The organism is Heyndrickxia oleronia (assembly GCF_017809215.1).
Classification (GTDB): domain Bacteria; phylum Bacillota; class Bacilli; order Bacillales; family Bacillaceae_C; genus Heyndrickxia; species Heyndrickxia oleronia.
The window spans coordinates 5,162,675-5,182,648 of the sequence record NZ_CP065424.1; the positions used below are offsets into that span (position 1 = coordinate 5,162,675).

At 35.2% G+C, this 19,974-nt stretch carries 14 protein-coding genes and 3 tRNA genes; 2 read left to right on the top strand and 15 right to left on the bottom strand.

The window, feature by feature from the left end:
* Positions 1-129: 129 nt before the first annotated feature.
* The 15 genes from I5818_RS25745 to I5818_RS25815 form a co-directional block, all read right to left on the bottom strand.
* Positions 130-924, bottom strand: a complete 795-nt coding sequence (locus I5818_RS25745) for an MBL fold metallo-hydrolase (protein ID WP_071976275.1) — start codon at positions 922-924, stop codon at positions 130-132.
* Positions 925-929: 5 nt separating this feature from the next.
* Complete coding sequence (locus tag I5818_RS25750; protein ID WP_058005120.1) at positions 930-1,730, bottom strand: two-component system regulatory protein YycI; 801 nt, start codon at positions 1,728-1,730, stop codon at positions 930-932.
* Positions 1,717-3,039: a YycH family regulatory protein gene (locus I5818_RS25755; protein ID WP_078110207.1), complete on the bottom strand. Its 1,323-nt coding sequence runs from the start codon at positions 3,037-3,039 to the stop codon at positions 1,717-1,719. The genes I5818_RS25750 and I5818_RS25755 overlap by 14 nt, the downstream gene beginning before the upstream one ends.
* Entirely contained in the window at positions 3,036-4,853 is a 1,818-nt protein-coding gene (gene walK, locus I5818_RS25760; protein WP_071975504.1) for a cell wall metabolism sensor histidine kinase WalK, read from the bottom strand. The genes I5818_RS25755 and walK overlap by 4 nt, the downstream gene beginning before the upstream one ends.
* Before the next feature lie 4 nt (positions 4,854-4,857).
* A complete protein-coding gene (gene yycF / locus I5818_RS25765; protein WP_071975503.1) occupies positions 4,858-5,568 on the bottom strand; it encodes a response regulator YycF in 711 nt (236 codons plus the stop codon).
* A gap of 559 nt (positions 5,569-6,127) precedes the next feature.
* A complete protein-coding gene (locus tag I5818_RS25770) occupies positions 6,128-7,597 on the bottom strand; it encodes a M23 family metallopeptidase (RefSeq protein WP_078111477.1) in 1,470 nt (489 codons plus the stop codon).
* Positions 7,598-7,962: 365 nt separating this feature from the next.
* Positions 7,963-8,035: transfer RNA gene (locus I5818_RS25775), tRNA-Phe, on the bottom strand.
* A 161-nt stretch (positions 8,036-8,196) separates the two neighbouring features.
* Positions 8,197-8,273, bottom strand: a tRNA-Asp gene (locus I5818_RS25780).
* 18 nt (positions 8,274-8,291) lie between these two features.
* Positions 8,292-8,364: transfer RNA gene (locus tag I5818_RS25785), tRNA-Lys, on the bottom strand.
* 306 nt (positions 8,365-8,670) lie between these two features.
* Positions 8,671-9,957 (bottom strand): adenylosuccinate synthase, encoded by a 1,287-nt coding sequence (locus tag I5818_RS25790; RefSeq protein ID WP_058005124.1) that lies wholly within the window; start codon positions 9,955-9,957, stop codon positions 8,671-8,673.
* A gap of 204 nt (positions 9,958-10,161) precedes the next feature.
* Positions 10,162-11,526: a replicative DNA helicase gene (gene dnaB / locus I5818_RS25795; protein ID WP_058005125.1), complete on the bottom strand. Its 1,365-nt coding sequence runs from the start codon at positions 11,524-11,526 to the stop codon at positions 10,162-10,164.
* Between the two features lie 264 nt (positions 11,527-11,790).
* Positions 11,791-12,240 carry a 50S ribosomal protein L9 gene (gene rplI, locus I5818_RS25800; RefSeq protein ID WP_058005126.1) on the bottom strand — a complete coding sequence of 150 codons (450 nt, stop codon included), beginning with the start codon at positions 12,238-12,240 and terminating at the stop codon, positions 11,791-11,793.
* Positions 12,237-14,210, bottom strand: coding sequence for a DHH family phosphoesterase (locus tag I5818_RS25805; protein WP_058005127.1), 1,974 nt, complete (start codon positions 14,208-14,210; stop codon positions 12,237-12,239). Before I5818_RS25805 ends, rplI begins: the two co-directional genes overlap by 4 nt.
* Positions 14,211-14,317: 107 nt before the next feature.
* Complete coding sequence (locus I5818_RS25810; protein WP_078109469.1) at positions 14,318-15,262, bottom strand: YybS family protein; 945 nt, start codon at positions 15,260-15,262, stop codon at positions 14,318-14,320.
* A gap of 329 nt (positions 15,263-15,591) precedes the next feature.
* Positions 15,592-17,604 (bottom strand): methyl-accepting chemotaxis protein, encoded by a 2,013-nt coding sequence (locus tag I5818_RS25815; protein WP_078109468.1) that lies wholly within the window; start codon positions 17,602-17,604, stop codon positions 15,592-15,594.
* Positions 17,605-17,935: 331 nt separating this feature from the next.
* Here I5818_RS25815 and I5818_RS25820 point away from each other — a divergent pair, with 331 nt between their 5' ends.
* Positions 17,936-18,511 (top strand): sigma-70 family RNA polymerase sigma factor, encoded by a 576-nt coding sequence (locus I5818_RS25820; protein WP_078109467.1) that lies wholly within the window; start codon positions 17,936-17,938, stop codon positions 18,509-18,511.
* A 121-nt stretch (positions 18,512-18,632) separates the two neighbouring features.
* Entirely contained in the window at positions 18,633-19,550 is a 918-nt protein-coding gene (locus I5818_RS25825) for a hypothetical protein (RefSeq protein WP_078109471.1), read from the top strand.
* Positions 19,551-19,974: the final 424 nt, after the last annotated feature.

Genomic DNA, 19,974 nt, shown 5'->3' on the forward strand with positions numbered 1-19,974 from the left:
TTTAAAGGGATCATAGGATGATATAGAAGTATGTATTTTCATCGAAAAACAGCCAATTTTATAGATTATTTACCACAAAAAAAAGAGTAAAAAACCTGGATATAAAGATTTTCTACTCTTTTACCAATATTACACCGCTGTAAGTGGAGTTGGGATTTTTGGATCAGTATCGAATAAATCAAATTGATGACCAACCCCTGATCCTTGTGCTTCGAGGGTTTGAGCTACACTCATTCTAGCAAGATCTTTCATATTGTTATCAAGACTTAAATGGGCAAGGTATATTCTCTTAGTGGCGTCGCCGATTACCTCACTCATTGCAATGGCAGCATCTTCATTTGAAACATGACCTACATCACTTAATATTCTTCTTTTAATACTCCAAGGGTATTTCCCCATTCTTAGCATTTGAACGTCATGATTGCTTTCAAAAATAAAAACATCGGCATTTGAAATGGTTCCTTTCATTCGATCACTAACATAACCTGTATCCGTAATGACTACGAGCTTTTTCTGCCCTTGATTAAACACATAAAACATTGGTTCTACTGCATCATGTGAAACACCAAAGGACTCAATATCTAATGATCCAAATGTTTTTATCGTTTCCATCTCAAATAGGAATTTTTGCTCGGTTGGAACCGTTCCGATTAATCCATCCATTGCTTTCCACGTTTGTTCATTAGCATAAATGGGTAATTTATATTTACGTGCTAGTATCCCAACACCTTTTATATGGTCACTGTGCTCATGTGTAACAAGAATTCCGTCTAAATTATCCGGTTTGCGATCAATTTTTTGAAACAAGGCTTCCATCTGCTTCCCACTTAGTCCCGCATCAACTAAAAAGGAATGTTTATCTGTTTCAACATATATCGCATTTCCTGTACTTCCACTAGCAAGTACACTAAAATGCAATGACATTATTTTCACTCCAATGATTCATTCTCTTTATCATCCTTCGGTATCACTCGGCCTTCGATGGCATTGACATATAAATCCTCTTTTTTCTTATCATGCTCCACAATTAAGTGCCATGTTGGAACGAGAACCTGTGATTCAGTTTGTTGAATTAATGTATAATAGCCTAAATCTACCTTAATATCACTGTCCTGCATGATTAAATTTTTATCCAAAAGATTGCCTATCGCCGTTATTGCGGGTAAAACATTTTCTTCACGTCTTTTCTCCGCATTTTCTAAAAATGTTTGTTCATAGGATTCAATTTCATTTTTATCGTTTAAGTGTAGGATAACATGTCCATTTTTATTTTTAAAGAAAACCTTATTCTCATACACCTGATAAAAAACAATTTCCTTTTTGTCCTTATCATATTTCCAATATTTATACTGGTCCCCAAACAGAATACGTTCTTTAAGAATGTTCTCCATTAGAACATGGTCATTTCCACTTTTTATTTTTATTGGCTTTTTAAATTTTGATTTGAGCGTTGTTTTATTGGGTCCGATCGTTATATCCTGTTCAGTTAATTCCTTTATATCCTTTTCTGTAAACTTCTTTACTTTAGCACTAACATATTGGCTTCTCAATGTTTCAGTTGGTAATCCTGAATATTTGATATTATTGTTTTCTAGTTTTTCCTCTAATGAAGGATCCTTTAATCTCTCTATTTTACTCTCCTCAAATTGGCGGGAAAACTGGACCAATAAGAATATATCAAGAATCAGAAATACAAATATAAACATCGACTTTGTTTTATTCCAATCCATATTTCTCCCCCTTAATATCCCATGGCTGCCACTTACCGTCATACTGATAGTACCATGTCGGTTCAAAGAGAAGGATTTTATTGATTGAATCATAATCAAGCTGATATCCGACTAAGATATTTTCAATTTTTTTATGATCAATTTTATCATCTTTTAACAATGACTCTAAGACACTAGAAGCACTAGGTAATTCAACCTCTTGATAATCAGTCATTAGGAGGCTTCCCATCTCATCTATATATGGGCGCTCATATTCATATATCTGTGATTCTCCCCAGCTTTGCACAATCTCTGCAAGATGATTATTATTAAAAACAGGAATTCCATTCATGAATAAGCGAAAAATGACTTGGCTTTTTTCTTGATTTTTACTGAAGTAACGAAAGTCATCATTCCACCCTCCATTTTGATTAACAAAATCAATACTACGTTTGATTAAGTCTTTTCCATTATGATAATTCCCTGTTTTCTCACCCGGATTAATAAAAGATATTGTACCTAGATCTGTTTTTGCATTCAAAAAGCTAGTCCCGTCATTATATCCGATATTATTTCCATCGAGACTTTTCTCTACGACTTTCGGATCTGGAAATAAAGCATTTTTATATCTTTCAATAATATCTCCATCTAATTTATCCCAGTAATATCTATTTCGGTTAAGTTTCACACTATCTTTAGGTAATAATAAGGATCTGCCATTTGTTACTTTGTAGGAATCATATGGAACATAAGATTCATTTTTGTTTTTAATTTTATTCACAAATGCTTGTAAACTAGTATAACTCGCTGATCCACTAAATACTTTATTAGCATTATCTTTAGTGTTGATAAAATAGGCAGTTGCCACCTTTTGTGATGGATTTGATAAATCAATTACCAATTTATCAAATTCTTCATTAGGTATTTCACGATCACTAACACGTAGAACACCTTTATAAAGCTCAAACGGAACAAGATCTGGGAATTCTATGATTAGCTTATTCGGACCATACAGCACTTTATTTATATCATTGTTCCTATATGCTTTTGCTTCGCCTATATCATAGAATTTCCAAGCAGCTATCTCATCCATCACACGATTAATTTCGGTTTCATTCGTAGTTCCAACGTAATGGTCATTTTCGTGAAAAACCAACTTATTAGGCTGTACAATTTCCTTTACTTCCTTCGGTTCAACTACTTCCTTTACCGGCTCAGAATTGCTAATTTCCTCATAATTAACTTGGAAAGTCCATAATGTCCACGTCAAATAAATACTTACTCCTACGAGAAATACAAGAATAACTGTTTTCATTGTTTCATATTTCATGACCAATCATCCTCTTGCGTGCGATCATATGGGAGGGTTAAATAAATCGTTGTGCCCTTTCCTTCCTCACTTCTGGCCCATATTTCACCACCATGTGCTTCTACCATTTCTTTTGCTATAGCAAGTCCTAAACCAGAACCGCCCATTTTTCTTGTTCGTGCTTTATCAACCCGATAAAAACGCTCAAAAATTTTCTTAAGATTATCCTTAGGTATTCCCATTCCTTGATCGGAAATACTAAGTTCAACCATTTCCTCTAGTTCTCGCGCCCGAAAAGTAATTTGTCCTCCCTCAGGAGAATATTTTAATGCATTTGAAATAATATTATCGAGAACTTGAGTTAATTTATCTAAGTCAACCTCTACAAATACACCCGCATTTGGTAATTTACGTTTAAACGTAACATTTTGATCTTTTGCCATTTCGAAGCGATCAATCACATGATGGAAATATTCGATAATGTTGACCCATTCTTTGTTCAATTGGTAATCCCGACTATCCATTTTTGAAAGCTTCAGCAAATCATTCACAAGACGTATCATACGTTCCGTTTCATTTTGTGTGACGGTTAGGAACCTTGGTGCAATTTCCTTATCATCTATTGCTCCCTCAGCTAATGCCTCTAAATAACTTCGCATTGTAGTCAGTGGAGTTCTTAATTCATGTGAAACATTTGATACGAATTCTCTTCTTTCCATATCGATTTTTTCCTGCTCGGTAACATCATGAAGCACCGTAATTAATCCACTAACAAAACCTGTTTCACTTTGTATAATTGAAAAACTTGCTCTTAAAATATACGGTTCTTCTTTTGTACTAAAGTCTAAGATAATCGAATCTTGTTCTTTTAATAAATCTTCAAATTGGTGTAAATCCTCAATATTCAATAATGATACTAGCTCTTGAGAGAGGACTGTTTCACGTGAAACATCTAGCATTTCAGCAGCGGGATTATTAATCAGAATGATTTTCCCTTTTCGATCCGTAGCAATGACACCATCTGTCATATGTGCAAGGATTGAGTCTAATTTACGCCGTTCCCCTTCCGTTGTTGCTTGGGCTTCTTGAAGCTTTTTAGTCATGTGATTAAAGCTATATGCTAATTGACCAATTTCATCATTTCCATATACTTTTACTTTCCTGGAGAAATTACCCTTCGCCATTGCCATCGCTTGTCTACGCATATCAGCTATTGGTCGCGTAATCGTCTGGGCTAGTACAATCCCGAGCATAGCTGTAATAACCATGGCAATGGCTGTTCCAGTAGTGAAAATTTTATTAATCTCATTGATTTCTTTATAAACAGATTCAATTTTCCCAACGATATAAATATAACCCGTATCATTACTATTTAATTGAATAGGATTAACTAGAACCCAAATCCTTTTACCAGCTTTATCAATAAATCGTCTATCCCATTTTTTACCTGATACAAGTGCTCGTTTAATGTTAATATCAGTAACCCTCTGCCCTGTGACTGATTGATTGCTTGAATCAGATGTTCCCAGGATCACACCATTACTATCTATAAGGCGAATTTCCTCTATATCGTTCGTTTCATTATCAGATAGTATTTTATGAATTTTACTGGACATATCTTCATTGGTATTATTGTCACTTTTCATTGCTTCACGAATTAAATATTCTAGACTCTTTACCCGACCTTCAATTGAACTCGTGAAGTTTTGTTGTAGCTTTTCTTCCAATTTGTTAACAAAGTAAACCCCAATAATTTCCATAGAAATTAATATAAGCAAAATAAAGATTAATACAAATTTCAAATGTATTGACTGAAAGAATCCAACCTTTTTCATTCCATTACTCCTGTTCAGGATTGCGTAAATAATAGCCTACTCCTCGTCTTGTTACAATCCATATTGGGTGACTTGGATTATCCTCAACTTTTTCCCTTAAGCGTCTTACAGTTACGTCGACTGTACGTACATCGCCATAATAATCATAACCCCAAACTGTTTGAAGCAGGTGTTCCCTCGTCATTACTTGACCAATATGCTGGGCTAAGTAATATAGCAGCTCAAATTCACGATGAGTTAATTCAATTGTTTCGCCACGTTTTGACACAATATAAGCATCAGGATGAATCACTAATGATCCAATCGCTATCTCGCTACTCTTTTCCTCTTCTTCAGTTTGAGTAGCTACCTGCTGATGTCTTCGTAAATTTGCTTTCACACGTGCAATTAATTCTCTTGTACTAAAAGGCTTCGTTACATAATCATCAGCTCCGAGCTCTAGTCCAATAATCTTATCAATTTCAGAGTCCTTGGCAGTCAGCATAACAATTGGCATCTCATACTTTTTGCGGACTTCTCTACATACCTCAATCCCATCACGTTTTGGGAGCATAATATCAAGAATTAATAAATCTGGATTCAATTCCTCGACCATCTTGATAGCTTCATCACCATCATATGCACAATGGACGGTATATCCCTCTTTCTTTAAATTGAACTGAAGGATATCAGCAATTGGTTTTTCATCGTCTACGACTAATATCGTCTTATCCATTTAACTACTCCCCTAACTATTATTTATAAAATTAATATTCCGACCTACATATAAAAAATCAGTTTAATTCTTAAACGTATTATTTTCGTTTCAATCATTAATTTTTCATATTATATGAATGAGCATTCCATTTCTCTTTACTATCTATAAAAATAAGCATTTTCGGTATAATCACTAAATGAATGATCTCATCTATTCTAGAACAAACATCTAGTTATTTGAAGGTAATACGGCAAAAATCTTAAAATTCCTCTATTTTAATTTAACATGTTCTTTTCATGAATTCATCTTTTATGCCAAATTAGGTTTTTCCATTATTGCCATTTCCCTAACAAAAAGAATAAACTTCTTACTGATTATTCGTCTCTAATCAAGACTATGTTTTTATAAAGTTTGCAACTCTTTTATTAGCGAATTGAAGGATGTTTACGGTCCTTAACCTATATTTATTCTTACAACTTTACCAAACAACAAGGTAAATATCTTTAATTAATGGATAGTTCTAAAAAAAGTGAGAGTATCCATTATTGGATACCCTCAGCTTTTCCTAGTTCCTTATTTATAAATAACTTAATGGATTCATTAAATTTCCATCTTTGTATACTTCAAAATGTAGATGAATACCAGTAGCATCTCCTGTTGCTCCCATGACCCCAATGGCTGATCCCTTTGGTACTATTTCACCGGCGGAAACATTGATTGAGCTTAAATGAGCGTAGACTGTACGGAATCCATTATTATGATCAATAATAATTTTATTTCCGTAACCGCCATCCCAGCCTGCAAATACAACTCTTCCATTATCTGCTGCTTTAATCGTACGATTACTCGGTCTTGCGATATCAATTCCTTTGTGCATACTACCCCATCTTTGACCAAGCTGACTGGAGATATAGCCCCCATTTGTTGGCCAAGCAAAATCACCAGATCCCCTAGATGGGGTTACCTTTGTCCCTACGATGACAATGTGGTTAACAGGCTTTTTTAATACCTTCTCTTCATTTATATCTTTCTTTACTTGTTTACCATTTTCCTCAATGATAATATAAGTCAATTCACTTTTTCCGTTTTTCCCCTTTTGTTTAACCTTTTTATCCCCTTTGTACATAGAAGGATCCTCGATAACCTCTTTTTTATATGGGATTTTTTCAATCCTATGTATTTCCTTTTGAACCATAACATGAACAAGAGGCTCATATTCCGTAATATTTAATTCTTGTCCAATTTGAAGAATCGTGTCTTCACTTAAATCCGGATTTAATTGGAGCAATTTTTCTTCTTCTAATTGATGCTCTGCTGCAATTGATCCGAGTACATCTCCTTCTTTCACCTTATAAACTTGCTGTTTTCGCGTACCCTTTTGTAGATATTTTACGGCTTGATCCACAGTAAAGATGCTACCTGGATCTACTTTTGTATTATTAAATGAAACCTTTTCAGTAAATGAAACGTCTAATAGTCGAGATTGATTTTCTTTGAGTGGCGGCAACTCACTTGATTTTGTGCCAACAGCCTTTAATTGGGACAATTCCTTTTCAGAAACAAATCCTTGTTTAAGCTTTTGTAGGACCTTTTCAGCATCACTAGAATTTTTCACATATAATACAGGGCTATTATTAATGACTAGACCAACTGCCTCTGCATGAATGGTCAGTAATTTTTTTACTCTATCAATTGTTTGCTCATTTTCAACTTGAGGTCGAAAAACTTGTTCTGGGATGTAGGTAAGTTTGTTTTCTAAAATGAGATGGTAATCTTTAAACCTTTCTTCCATACCATTCACTTCAGAATTAACAACGTCTTTGATAACATTTTTATCCGATACGGTACCCACAAATTCATCATTCATATATACATGGAAAACGGTTTCTATATTTGTATCTGCTGATGAAGAAATTACTTTGAAGAATATAGAAGAAAGAATAAGTGCTAAAATAACCGCTTTTTTGAATAGATTCATTGATTGATGTTGAATGCTTTCTTTTGGAAACCCGGATGAGTAATGGAGTGATGTTCTTTTCCAATTCATACGTAAACCTCCCAAATTACTTAAAACACGTCCAATTTACTAGGAAAATTGATTCAATTTTTTTCCCTTTATTACATTAACATAAAGTTTAAGAAAGTTTACACAATTTTTCATAATGTAACATAATTGTATAAAAGGTTACATTTTCATCCAAAAAATGATAAAGCATTTCTTCTTTTTTCTGTACTATTTTAAGAGAGAATATGATGATAAGAAAAGGCTTTCATAGGGACTAACGAGAGGAGTATATATAGAAATCAATATATGAACATCCTTTTATTTCCATTGTTATTACAAATAGATTACAAAGGGATAGCAAAAAAAAAAGCGCTGCGAGAGTCTATGTCATCGCAGTGCTTTTTGGATGGCTCGGGACGGAATCGAACCGCCGACACATGGATTTTCAGTCCATTGCTCTACCGACTGAGCTACCGAGCCGTATATAATATGCATTTTATATATGTAATTGTAATTCGCCATCGTCTAATTTCAGAGAGCTTATTCATGCTGTCACTCAATTGGTACGCTGATGTTTTGCTTTGTAGCTTATTCGAACGTGCTCTTCCGACTGAGCTACCGAGCTGTATTTTTTATAAAAATGGCGGTCCGGACGGGACTCGAACCCGCGACCTCCTGCGTGACAGGCAGGCATTCTAACCAACTGAACTACCGGACCACTTTATGATATATAGGATGAGCCATGAAGGACTCGAACCTTCGACCCTCTGATTAAAAGTCAGATGCTCTACCAACTGAGCTAATGGCTCATAATTTGAAAAACTAATAAACTCATTAATAATGAAGTTCTTAACTTTATTATTACTATTTCGTAACAACGTATTTTATATTAGCATAATATTATATAATCCTGCAACAAGTTTCGGCATTTTTCAGCAAAAAAATTTTATTCTTCATTTTCTAATATAGAACTACGTATTTTAAATAAAGAATGGATATCACAAAAAAAAGAAAAAAAAGGCTTTTTATAGCCTTTTTTTTAATCAGACATCCTTAAGAAAATAAAAGGGCTGATTTCCCCAATTGTCCGTGCTACGCAAGTTGCTTACGATCTCTTATCTCCACACACTATGAATGATATTCGTTTGCTCACGGTCTGGACCTACTGAGAACATAGATAATGATATTCCTGATAATTGAGATATACGTTCTAAATAGTGACGAGCATTAGCTGGTAATTCATCTAGTGTTTTACAAGCTGTAATATCCTCTGTCCAACCTGGAAGTTCTTCATAGATTGGCTCACATTCAGCTAAAATATTTAGATTTGCTGGGTACTCTTTAATAATTTCATCCTTATAACGGTATGCCACACAAATTTTTACTGTTTCGATACCTGTAAGCACATCAATTGAATTAAGGGAAAGATCTGTAATCCCGCTCACACGACGAGCATGACGAACAACTACACTATCAAACCAACCAACACGTCGTGGACGACCAGTTGTCGTGCCATATTCACGTCCTACTTCACGAATTTGTTGGCCAATTTCATCATGTAATTCCGTAGGGAATGGACCATCACCGACACGAGATGTATATGCCTTAGCCACTCCTACTACATGGTTAATCTTCGTTGGACCAACACCGGATCCGATTGTCACACCACCAGCAATTGGGTTAGAGGATGTAACAAATGGATAAGTACCTTGGTCAATATCAAGCATAACTCCTTGAGCACCTTCAAATAATACACGACGTCCTTCATCTAATGCATCATTTAATACAACGGAAGTGTCACATACATATTGTTTTATTTGTTGACCATACTCAAAATATTCATCGAGTATATCTTCTAAATTGAACCCTTCTGTTTCATAGAAACGTTCAAGTAAACGGTTTTTTTCCTTTAAATTATGAGAAAGCTTCTCCTCAAAAATTTCTTTATCTAATAAATCAGCGATTCGGATTCCTACTCTAGCCGCTTTATCCATATATGCTGGTCCGATTCCCTTTTTCGTTGTACCGATTTTATTTGCCCCTTTTCTTTCCTCATCCATTTCATCAATTTTTAAATGGTAAGGAAGAATCACATGAGCTCGATTACTGATACGTAAATTATCTGTTGCTATTCCTCTATCGTGTAATCCTTTTAACTCTTGTACAAGCGCCTTTGGATCAACAACCATTCCATTTCCAATAACACTAATTTTATCCTTATAAAAAATTCCAGATGGAATTAGATGTAACTTATATGTTTCCCCATTAAAACGAATGGTATGGCCTGCATTATTACCGCCTTGATAACGGGCAATGACCTCTGCATTTTCTGAAAGGAAATCGGTAATTTTCCCTTTTCCTTCATCTCCCCATTGAGTTCCTACTACTACAACTGACGACATAATCTGGCACCTCCAATAAATATACTTACGTTCTCTATTCTTTACCTTTTCTATTTTACCCATTCAAATAGAAAAGTCAACTGAAACACGAACATTAAATAGATTTACTATTATATTTATTCGTAGTTTAGTGAATTTCCATCAATAAAAAAAAGAATGGTAAAAAACCATTCTCCTTTTCATTATAATCTATGATAACCACTCTTATGCGCCTGCTGGAACCTGTGCATCATCGAAGCGCCGTTCCAAATTAACAAATTTATTATACTCTTTAACAAATGCTAATGATACCGTTCCAACCGGACCATTACGCTGTTTGGCAATAATGATCTCAATGATATTTTTGTTTTCACTTTCCTTATCATAATAATCGTCACGATAAAGGAAGGCAACAATATCGGCATCCTGCTCAATACTTCCTGATTCACGGATATCAGACATCATTGGCCGCTTATCCTGCCGTTGTTCTACGCCACGGGATAGCTGAGATAACGCAATAACTGGAACCTCTAATTCACGCGCAAGTGCCTTTAGAGAACGAGATATTTCCGATACCTCTTGTTGTCTGTTTTCACCTGAACGTCCACTACCTTGAATGAGTTGAAGATAATCAATTAAGATCATTCCAAGACCATGTTCCTGTTTTAATCGACGACATTTAGATCGTATCTCACTAATGCGCACACCCGGTGTATCATCAATGAAAATACCTGAATTTGATAGACTTCCCATTGCCATCGTTAACTTCTTCCAGTCCTCATCTGTTAGGGAACCTGTCCGAAGATTTTGCGCATTGATATTTCCTTCTGCACAAAGCATACGCATAACAAGCTGTTCTGCGCCCATCTCTAAACTAAAAATAGCTACATTTTCTCCCGCTTTTGTCCCAACATTTTGTGCAATATTTAAAGCAAAGGCTGTTTTCCCTACTGATGGACGAGCAGCTACAATAATTAAATCATTGCGTTGAAATCCTGCAGTCATACGATCAAGCTCCGCAAAACCTGTAGGAATTCCTGTTATGTCGCCCACGCGATTATGAAGCATCTCGATATTATCATATGTTCGTACAAGAACATCCTTAATATTATGAAAGGCTCCTGCATTTTTCCGTTGGGCAACCTCCATAATATTTTTTTCCGCTTCATTTAGAAGAGCATCTACTTCATCTTCACGAGAATATCCCTCTTGTGCAATTGTTGTTGCAGTTCGAATCAATCGTCGAAGTAAAGATTTTTCTTCTACAATTCTTGCATAATACTCTATATTTGCAGCAGTTGGCACTGAGCCTGCGACTTCACTTAAATACGAAACTCCCCCGACATCTTCCAATTGCTTAGTGGCCGCCAATTCCTCTGCGACAGTGACTAAATCGACTGCTTTACCCTCGTCATTTAATTTTAAAAATACATTAAAGATTTTTTGATGGGCACTGCGATAAAAGTCTTCGGGAATTAATACTTCAGAAGCAAGGATTAAAGAAGCTGGTTCTAGAAAAATAGCACCTATTACTGCTTGCTCCGCTTCAATATTTTGAGGGGGCATACGATCTGCAAATAAATCACTCATTTATTACAAACCTCCCATTCTCTTTATGGGGTAAAAAATATACTAACCGGATAGTAAAGTTAAAACAATCTATATGAATCATCGCTTTTATGATATTTAGATGGAGGGAATTTCATCTCTCCATTAAAAAAAGTGATCAAACAATCGAAAGATCACATAATGGTATTACTTAGCTTTTTCTAGTAAAGATAGAAGAATAGAATTTATTCCTCTATCTTCACTTCTCTATTTTATCATGATTTTGCTCAAATGAAGCTGGCAAATTTAACTTTCTTCTTTTACATGTACATTTAAAGTAGCTGTGACCTCAGAATGTAATTTCACTGGAACCTTTGTTACGCCTAGTGTACGGATAGCATCATCTAGCTCCATCTTACGTTTATCTATTTTTATTTTAAATGTTTTATTTAATTGCTCGGAAATTTGTTTGCTTGTGATTGAGCCAAATAAACGGCCACCAGTACCGGATTTTGCTTTTAGCTCAACAGTGATTTTTTCAAGCTTTTCCTTTAATATCTTTGCATCTTCAAGCTCTTGTTCAGCTATTTTTTGTTCTTTTTTCTTTTGAGCATCTAAACCTTTTAGGTTTCCAGCCGTTGCTTCAACAGCTAACCCTTGCTTAATTAGAAAGTTATGTGCATATCCATCTGCAACATTTTTTGTTTCGCCTTTTTTACCTTTCCCTTTTACATCCTTTAAAAATATAACTTTCATGATTTTTGACTCCCTTCTAAATAGTCATCTATTGCTTTTAGTAATTGTTCCTTTGCATCCTCAATTGTTGTATCCTTCAGCTGTGTAGCAGCATTTGATAAATGGCCACCACCACCGAGACTCTCCATGATGACTTGAACATTTACTTTTCCTAATGAACGGGCACTAATACCAATTTCGTCCTCAGACCGTTTGGATACGACGAATGAAGCCTCAACTCCATCCATTGTAAGTAATGTATCAGCTGCCTGGGCGATTAAGACGGAATTATAAATCGTATCATCCGTACCCACCCCTATAGCAATGCCGTCACGGTAAAACGCCACACTTTCAATCAGTTTGGCACGTTTTATATAAGTATTCAAATCTTCTTTTAAAAACTTCTGGACTAAAACGGTATCTGCACCCTGTCCTCTTAAATAAGATGCTGCATCAAATGTACGCGAACCTGTACGTAAGGTAAAACTTTTTGTATCAACAATAATACCTGCTAATAATGCCGTTGCTTCCAGCATATTCACTTTTTCATTTTTAGGTTGATACTCTAATAGTTCGGTAACAAGCTCTGCAGTAGAGGAAGCATAAGGCTCCATATATACAAGTAAAGGATTTTTAATAAAATCCTCACCACGTCGATGGTGATCAATGACAACAATATTTTCAATTTTTTTAATCAGCCGGTCATCAATTACAAAGGAAGGCTTATGAGTATCTACAACTACAAGTAGTGAATCTTCTGTTGCCATCTCCAAGGCTTCCTCTGGAGTAATGAAACGAGTATATAAGTCAGGATATTGCTTTACTTCTTCTATTAATCGTTTTACACCTGTATCAATTTCAGAAAAATTAATGACAATATATCCTTCTTTCCCGTTCATTTCAGCTACCTTCCGTACACCAATTGCTGCACCAACTGCATCCATATCGGGAAACTTATGACCCATCACAAATATTTTGTCACTTTGCGTCATCAACTCTTTCAATGCGTGAGAGATTACGCGAGCACGAACTCGTGTACGTTTTTCCATCGGATTAGTTTTACCACCGTAAAACTTTACCTTTCCATTCATTTCCTTCATCGCAACTTGGTCGCCACCTCTACCAAGGGCGATATCTAAACTTGATTGGGCTAATACCCCTAGATCCGGCAAATCTGGGACACCTGCTCCAATCCCAATACTTAATGTTAAAGGGATATTCTGTTTTGACGTTGTTTCCCGAACTTCATCCAGGATTGAAAATTTACTTTTCTCTAAATCAAGAAGAATTTTTTCATTTAATACACTTATGAAACGCTCGGAAGAGACCCGTTTTAGAAAAACACCATACTCCATGGCCCATTTATTTAGTATAGAGGTTACAAGACTGTTTAAGCTACTTCTAGTTTGGTCATCCATTCCTTGAGTAACTTCATCATAATTATCTAAAAATATGATTGCGATTACTGTTCTTTCTTCCTTATAAAGTTTTTCAATTTCAGATTGCTCCGTTACATCAAAGAAATATAATAATTTTTCTTCTAGCTTTAAGGTCACTCTATACTTTCTTCCATTTAATGAAACCATTTCCGAATCAATTTCTTGCTTGATTAATGGAACAACATCTTCCGCAACATCATAAAGGGAACGACCGACGAGTGTTTCTTCGTTAAAACAGGAAGCCATGAACTGATTGGTCCATTCGATAAATAAATCATCATTAATCAACATAATTCCAATCGGCATTTCCATTAACGCCTCTTCACCGACTCGTTTTATACGATAAGATAAAGTGGAAATATAATCGAGTGTTTCCTCATTTGACTTTTGCTCTAGAAAAAAGGCTAGATAAAAAAGTGCTCCTAATAGAAGAAGTCCGATTACGGTAATCCACCAATGATAAAAACCAATAAGCACCAAAAGGGCCAAAGAAACGGCCAATAAACCATAAAGAGGATATCGAACCATTCGCTTATTAAAATTTGAAGGCATATTTTTCTCTCCCATTTTATTGAAGGCTATTTTCGTATAGACTGTACACTTTTAGATTTCTCTAATAACAAGCATAGTAAAATCTCTTTACAATAGTCTACCCTTGTTTATGAGGATTTTCGATTCAAAAATTGCCTCAAGCCGAATCCTAAATCCATTATACCTAATATCCTTATTATATATTGAAGTGGGAAAAGGAAAAAAGTAAAAATAACAATTAGTATTGGAATCGCTTTTGTCCATCTTTTTTCATGGCTAAAAAAGAACACAAAGGAATATCCTTGGAGAACCATTAGCATCTGTAAAATAAAGTTTAAATTAACTAAAGCCATATTTCCATAAGTACCTTGTTCTGGACGCCAAATTATAGCCAATATGATGGTAATTAAATAATACCATAATATGCTTTTCGGTAATTTTAATTCACGAAAGGCGTTCCATTTAGGAACATCAATTTTAAACCGTTTCACAATCGGTAAATTAATCGCTAGCAGTATCCAAACAACTACAAATGAGGAAATAACTAGTAAGCTAGGTAGCAAAGTGGTGATCGTGTCCAGGAATGCATTATATTGCTCCATTAGCTGCTCCGAGGATCCTTGTCCAAGTCCTTCTAAGATCTTTGCGCTTTGTTGAAATGAATCCTGAAATGTAGATATTAATACTTTTAGAATGTTTTTATTAAATAGAACGATAAACGCAATGTATTGTAGGATAGCATTTAACAAAAATAATATACTAGCTGACATGTACAAAACGAATTTTGATTTTTTCGTTCGAATGCAGTATCCAATTGCAATCCCTGTTGTTCCATAAATTAATGCAACTGGTATTAAAAAAAGTGATCCTAATAATACCGAAATGAGAATGCTTCCTATTAATAATACTAAAGCATGCTTAAACGGATATTTAGCACTATATAATATGAAAGGTAAGAGTAGAAAAAGCACGGATACTATAGATAAAAGGGGTATATAGTTGTAAATGAATAGTAGTATCGCGAACACAGCGAGCATTAGAGCTCCTTCAGTCAACATTTTTGATTTTCCCATTATTTCACCTCATGTATCTAATAGCTTTATACTACCATACAGAGAAGAAAACTCGAAATGTAATGGATCATAATTCAAAGAAGGACTTCTGTTTGAACTCATGGGGCTATGATGGGAGAGATCCGAACAGGACTAATATAAAAATGAATAAACTTTCGTATTGTTTGTTACTTCTGTAAAACCCCTACCCCCGCTTTTACTATTGGCATTGGTCTTCCAACCTAAATTTGGGTTAATACATGATCTAAATTGCAACAATATTTGAGAAAAAGCTTTATAAAGGAGAGGTTGCTGAAATTGCCTGAGACAACCTCTCTAAACTAATTTTTTTATTTATTCTTCACTTTGAAATAAGATACAATATCTTGCAAATCATAGCTTAATCCTTTCAAATCCTCTGACGACTGCGCGACAGTTTGGATCGCACGTAATTGCTCCTCCGTAGACGCACCCACTTCTTCACAAGCAGCTGCTGTTTGTTCTGACATTGCTGCCATGCTTTGAATTATATGGACTAACTCATCCTTATGATCTGAAACAGCTTGAACACTTGAATATACTGTATGGATAGAATCTTGAAGATCATGAATAAGTGTAGAAATGGCATTGAATGTATTGTTTGTATCAAGAACTACTTGAGATTGTTGCACAAAAATTTCATTCGTTCGATCCATTTCTTCGACTGCCCGCTGGGATTCTACCTGTATATCAAGAATGGTGTCTTTCACTTGATTTGTTGCATGAACAGATTGTTCAGCCAATTTCCGAACCTCTTCAGCTACAACGGCAAAACCTTTTCCATGCTCTCCTGCACGTGCCGCTTCAATACTAGCATTTAAAGCAAGCAAATTAGTTTGTGAAGATAAATTAGTAATTACCTGAATAACTGTTTCAATCGTTTTCACCTTATGTGAAAGATCAGTAATAATTGAAGACATAGATTGAATGAACTGCTCTGATTGCCTGAATGAGTCGGTTAAATCATTCATTTTATTAATACCAAGATCATTCATTTCACTTGCCTTCTTAGCAACATCTGACATTAACCCAGACTTTTGATATATCTCATTGATTTGTGTACTCAACTGAACAGAGTTATTATTAGCAGCCTCTGCTTCTTCTGCAGATTTTGATGCTCCCTCAGCTATTTCATTTACTGCTACAGCCACTTGCTCACTAGAAGCATTTGTTTCCTCAGAAGTTGCACTTAGAGACTCTGCTGATTCCTTAACTTTTAAGACGGAAGAATTAACACGCAAAATAATTTCTCTTATGCGATTCACCATCGTATTAAAATGATGGGATAGATCACCCATCTCATCTTTCGATTTCACAATAGATACCGCGGACAGATCTCCACCCGATAACTGCCCCATAGCTTTCTTTAATTGCCCTATAGGCTTTGTAATTCGAATTGAAATAAAGGTTAAGACACAAATAGAAATGAATAGGGTTATGATTCCTAGAACTAAGAGAGTCAATTGAATATCTCTTGCCATCACCATCAAATCTTTTTGTGAGTATATGGCACCGATTTTCCATCTATTTGTTAAATTCGTACTATATACAAGAACCTTGTTATCTCCTTCTTTTTGATAATGAATAATCCCATGCCCTTTATTCTCTTGCATCATTTGATCGAAATAAGGGTATTTTGTTACATCCTCGCCGCGGGAATCCTTATAAATAATGGACTTTCCTTCACCATTTACAATGAAAGGAACACCTTTATAGCCAATTTTCATGTTTGAAACTCGATTTGTTATTTCAGATAGTTTTATATCAACGGAGACTACACCAACAATCATACCTTTTTTTATAACAGCCTTTGATCCAGTAATAACAAACTCATTGGTCGTTTTATCCTTATATGGCTCCGTCCAAACAACCCTTCCAGTTGTATTAATGGCATTTTTATACCAGTTTTCTAATGTTGGATCAAAATCAGATGGTAATTGGACTGCTGGAAAAACGAGCATTTTTTTATTTGTTGTAGCAAAATAAATATTCGTTGCCTCTTTATACGTATTTAAGTATCCATCGAATAACTCTTTTATATCATTATCTTTTAATATTTCCGCTTTCTTTGAAGAAATTTCATTATATCCATATTGACCGACTTTTTCATATGAACTTATTTGCTGTAAGCTCTTCTCATACTGATTAAAATAAAGCTGGATTGAATAATTTAAATCATCAACCAATCGGTCTGTTTCGGAAATAACACTCTCTTCGTTCTTTTCGCTTACTCTCAAGGTTGTTAAACCAATCATTACCGTAAAAGCAATAATCAATAGTAGCGAAATAATAAATATAAATTTAAATTTAATAGATTTAATCAAATTTCGAACACACCTGCCTACTCTAGGATGGATGACTACAATAGTTCATTCTACCTTTATATTCGACAAAAATTGCAAATTGTTTAGATAAGGGAGATATGTTGGAATTTTTTAATATTCGTAGACCTTTTTTCAATTCATCATGTCTCTCATCATTCAGTCACTACATTCTTTAGTTTGGAATACATCCTAATTTACCTATAAGTCGTGTTTTCCGGACCGATAACCTCTTGCAATCAATCGTTTGCAAAAAATAAGAAAAAAAACCGAACCTTTTTCTGATAAAGAGACAATATAGTGTGTAAGCTGCTTACCCAGGAGGGCCTTCTGCATGCAAAGTGAATATATGTACCAATTACTCACAAAAATGAAAGATGGTGATCAACAGGCGTTTCATATGTTATATGATGCCACCTATCAGGATGTCTACAGAACAGTCTCCTTTATGGTGGATCATCAGCAGGATCGAGAAGATGTCATGAATGAGATCTATATGCAAATGTGGACCTCACTTGCTAACTACGATACGAACCGTCCTTTCCACTTTTGGCTAAACGGATTGGTAATCCGTCAAGTGCAGAGATTTCGAGTCAAGAGCTGGCGGAGATTCCGAATTTTTGAACGCATCCGTAGCTTCTCACAGGAAGAGTCTCATTGGGATCAACCTACTGTGTTGAATGATGGAACAAACCAAATGATATCACAAGCTATCCAAAAACTAACCGACAAACAACGAGCGGTGATTATCCTCCGCTTTTATCACGACTATACTCTTGAGGAAATTGCGACATTGCTCGATATTCCACTGGGTACGGTCAAGTCCAGATATCATGCAGCCATTCAGTCGCTTCGAAAAAATAAAGGGATTCTCCCCTTGGAAAGGATGGAAAAAATCAATGACTATTGAACGAAAAATCCGTGAACATCTGCATAAACAGGCAGAAACTATGGAGTGCCCTACGGCAATTTCCAAACGAATAGAACAGTCATATTCTCAATATTTGCAACAAAAAAGGAGAGAAGTAACCATGAAAAAACGATTAATTGGTGGATTAGTTGCTGCTGCAATTTTGATTCCAACCTCTGCATTTGCTGCCCCACCCCTGATTGAAATGCTTACTAGAACACCAATGACTGCTGAACAAGTCAAGATGGATAAAGTTGGCAAGGAAACACTTAAAAAGCTGTATAGCGCATTTCCTGAAACAAAATCGTTTAAGATTATCGATGCAAGCAATGTTGAAGGTGTCCAAACAAGCATCATACTGCAGGAAAAAGGAGGAACCGGCAAAAAGATTACCCTTCATACAAACGGTAATACAGGTAAAATTGAACACGTGAATCAAGAGAATTGGGAGCCTAAAGAGAAGCCACTCATTACTTTAACCGATCAGGAAATCAAGGCAAAAGTAGATTTGCTCATTGATAAAATGTATGGCAACATCGAAGATTACAAGTTTACTATGGAGCAAATGGAGAACCTAGATCAAAAAACATTTATGTTGAATTACATCAAAAAGGGATCAAAAACACCGTTCTACCAAGTATTTGTTCAGGACAATACTATCAGTGTTTCTCTTATCGGAGGTGAGACTACACCTTCAAACAGTAGAGTAGAAGGTTTCTTCTCATTAAATGGTAAGCCCGATTATACTGCTGATGCCTTTATAAATGATGAAAAACTCTTTTCTTTATTAAAAATGAACCCGACAGAATTAAAACAAGAATTAGCAAAAGGTAAATCTGTTGTGGAGATTGCAGCATCTAAAAGTGTCTCTAAACAACAAGTGATTGATGTGGTCGCAAAAACACAGGTTGAAAGACAAATTCAAGCTGAGCAAAATGGAGAGATTCCTAAAAACAATCATTCAACGGAACAATTATTAAAAGCTATTGAACCGAAAGTATTACAAGTTATTGAACACAAAACTGAAACACCATGGTAGAATAACAAGTCAAAGTGAATAAGGTTGGCAAAACATCGCTTGAGAAGCTATATAGTGCAATTCACGAAACAAAGTCGTTTGAGATTACCGATATAGCTTATCTTCGAGCTCAATTTCATCATGCAAAATGCATATTTCTAATTAATAGTAAATATGGATTGTAAGGGACAACAGGTATATCCAGATATGTTTCCCCTTATATCCCACTGATGTTCTAATTATTAGAGAGAGAAGGATTTTTCTTTTCCTTCTCGGGATATCATCAGGAAAATGGGAATTTACAACAAAAAGGAAATTGCAATAATATAAAGCCCAATTTCTCAGTGTGAAAATTAAGAATTGAGAAATTGGGCTTTTTTCTTTCTAAAAATAATTTACTATCATTAATAGTGATAGCTGGGAAAAGTCGTATCAATTATAACTA